A 2,343-nucleotide genomic window follows, 5' to 3' on the forward strand; every position below is an offset into this window, starting at 1 on the left:
CGGCAGTCAGACCACCACCTTGCGGATACCTCATGGTCCGGGCATACCGCGACGGCCACCACCTGTCAGCCCTCTACGACATCACGCCCACAAACTCAGTAGAGGCGTCTGGCCATCAGGGCCACGGTCACGATCCACAGGACCGCGCCGAGCGTGACGGCCAGGGCCTGGCGCTTCACGCGGGGGCCTGTCCGGCGGGACTGTCCGCCCTCCACCGCTCCTTGCGGCCCTCCCGGCGCAGCTCCTCCACCCCGGGAACGTCCACGACGCTGATCGTGGCCACCACGGTGTTGAAGATCGTGTGGCCGCTCTCCAGGGCGTGGTCCTCCAGGACCGTGTGGGCCGCGATGAAATCCGCAGTGACCTCCTGGCTCCACCCGCACCCGTCCGCCAGGCAATCGGCACTGAACCCGGCGCCCTGGCCGTCGGGGAACTCGGCCATGCGTCGCAAGGCCGCCCGCAGTAACGGGTGAGTCACGTCGAACTCCCCGCCCGGGACACGGCGGCCCCGGCCGTCCGGGTCACCAGCGACACTTCGGACCACTGGCGTTCGAACCGGTCGTGGCCGGGGTGGAGGCCGGTGTGGGTCATGCACGCTTCGTCCCCGGCCGCCAGGTCACCGGTCGGCGCAAGCTCCCACCCGCACGTGGCGGCCAGGCACCGGGCAGTCATGGTGACCTCCGCCTCCGGATGCCGGCCGATCCAGTGCACGGCATACGTGAAGAGGGCTTTGGTGCTCACGCTCTGCCCCCCTGCGTCAGCGCCGACGTCTTCAGCGTCTGCGTGTGGGGGTGGTTGCCGATGTGCGCGTTGCAGTCCGCCACGGCCTCCCCATCGCCCCTCTCGCGGGCGTCGGACCGCAGGTGCGCCATGTCCCGGCAGATGACGCACTCCGGATGCGCAAGCGGTTCCAGGTCGGGTCGGAGCCGGGGTTCAAACGCCACCTCCGGCATGCTCGATCGCACCGCCCACATCAGCGGCCACCGCCGACCGTGCCCGTGGGCGAGAGCGCGGTCCACAGCTCCTGGGGCGTCGGGTCCCTCAGCGTGTCCGGGCGGACGGCCCACTCCAAGCCTCCGCCCGGCGGCCGGAGGTAGACGCTCCCCAGGTAGGAACCGACCACCTTCCCGATTTTCCCGGAGCGGTCTACCTTGTAGCGCACTCCCTGCGCCGGTTCCTCCTGAGCCAATGCTCTCGCCATCCCCTCGGCCGTCCTCCATTCGTGTACTAGTCCACTCTCAGACTGGCCGAAGCACTCCTGCAACGGATTCCGGCACACTAGTGTGCTGGGTAACGGTTCGGTTCAACTCTCTTGAGGGGAACGGCAGATGCCCAGCGAGAAGACGTTCACGAAGATCGCCGATGATTTTCGGCAACGCATCCTGTCGGGCGAGCTGGAGCCCGGCGCGAAGCTGCCCACCAACCGAGAGATCGCGGGCAGTTGGCAGGTGGCGGCGGCCACCGTCTCCCGCGCGCTCCAGGCGCTCCAGGTGGAGGGCTACATCCGGACGACTCCGCGCGGCACCTACGTCGCTGATGACCCTGTGTGGACCCTGTCGGCCCGTGACCGGTTGGACCGGGTCCAAAGAGTGAAGACGTTTCTTGCCGAGGGCGAGACCTCGCGGGTGACGGCCGCAGAGTTGGTCACTCCGCCCTTGTATGTCGGTGAAATCTTCGATCTGAACACCGGTGACCAGATCGTCCGGCGCGAGTGGCTGGCCGGTCGCGGGAAGACTCGGACCGTGTTCGCGGTGACGTGGTACCCCGCACACTTCGCAGCCCTGGTTCCTGACCTGCTGAACATCTCTCCCGGCCGGAATCACGGGCTGTCGGCACGGGTCTTGGAGGCCACAGGGCGCACGATCACGCACGCCCGCGACGACATGCACGCCAGGGAGGCAGACGCACGCGAGGCAAGCGCGCTCGGCCTTGCGATCGGCTCCCCGGTCCTGGCCGGTGCCCACCGCTGGTCAGACTCAGAGGGGGTCATCGAGTACGGAGAGTGGTGCCTCCCCCCTCGCTTCACCATCGGGTACGAGTACCAGCCGTAGAGCGGCGAACGCGTCAGCTGCGCACAATGCCCCGTCGCTCTGGAGAGAGTGACGGGGCTTTGTCGTCCCGACCTGAAACCGCAGTGAGGGCCGCTTTCGCATCGGAGGGTTCAGCGCTCCCATTGGACGTTTTCCCTGGTCAGCGCGTTACTCGGCGCCCCCATCGTGCTCCTCTGGGACAACCTGAGGTGCGCCACGAGGCGCTACGGAATCGAGTGGAGGTGAAAGGACTCCACCGCCTGGCGGTCGCAGCCGCCTGGTGAAGCTGAGGGCAGTTGCCACGTGGGAACGC

4 protein-coding genes are annotated in these 2,343 nt (G+C 68.0%); 1 reads left to right on the forward strand and 3 read right to left on the reverse strand.

What is annotated here, in order from left to right; translation table 11 throughout:
* Positions 1-175: 175 nt before the first annotated feature.
* From IE252_RS42715 to IE252_RS42725, 3 genes are all read right to left on the reverse strand, one after another.
* Complete coding sequence (locus tag IE252_RS42715; protein ID WP_190094914.1) at positions 176-478, reverse strand: hypothetical protein; 303 nt, start codon at positions 476-478, stop codon at positions 176-178.
* The gene (locus IE252_RS42720; RefSeq protein ID WP_190094915.1) at positions 475-741 is read right to left on the reverse strand and encodes a DUF7848 domain-containing protein; all 267 of its coding nucleotides are present in this window, start codon (positions 739-741) and stop codon (positions 475-477) included. Before IE252_RS42720 ends, IE252_RS42715 begins: the two co-directional genes overlap by 4 nt.
* Before the next feature lie 232 nt (positions 742-973).
* Positions 974-1,162: a hypothetical protein gene (locus tag IE252_RS42725; RefSeq protein WP_229849172.1), complete on the reverse strand. Its 189-nt coding sequence runs from the start codon at positions 1,160-1,162 to the stop codon at positions 974-976.
* A gap of 166 nt (positions 1,163-1,328) precedes the next feature.
* Here IE252_RS42725 and IE252_RS42730 point away from each other — a divergent pair, with 166 nt between their 5' ends.
* A complete protein-coding gene (locus tag IE252_RS42730) occupies positions 1,329-2,051 on the forward strand; it encodes a GntR family transcriptional regulator (RefSeq protein ID WP_190094917.1) in 723 nt (240 codons plus the stop codon).
* The last annotated feature ends 292 nt before the right edge of the window (positions 2,052-2,343 follow it).

Source organism: Streptomyces melanogenes (assembly GCF_014649795.1).
GTDB lineage: Bacteria > Actinomycetota > Actinomycetes > Streptomycetales > Streptomycetaceae > Streptomyces > Streptomyces noboritoensis.

Coding starts and splice junctions, on each gene's coding strand:
- IE252_RS42730 (WP_190094917.1), top strand. CDS start 1,329: ATGCCCAGCGAGAAGACGTTCACGAAGATCGCCGATGATTTTCGGCAA.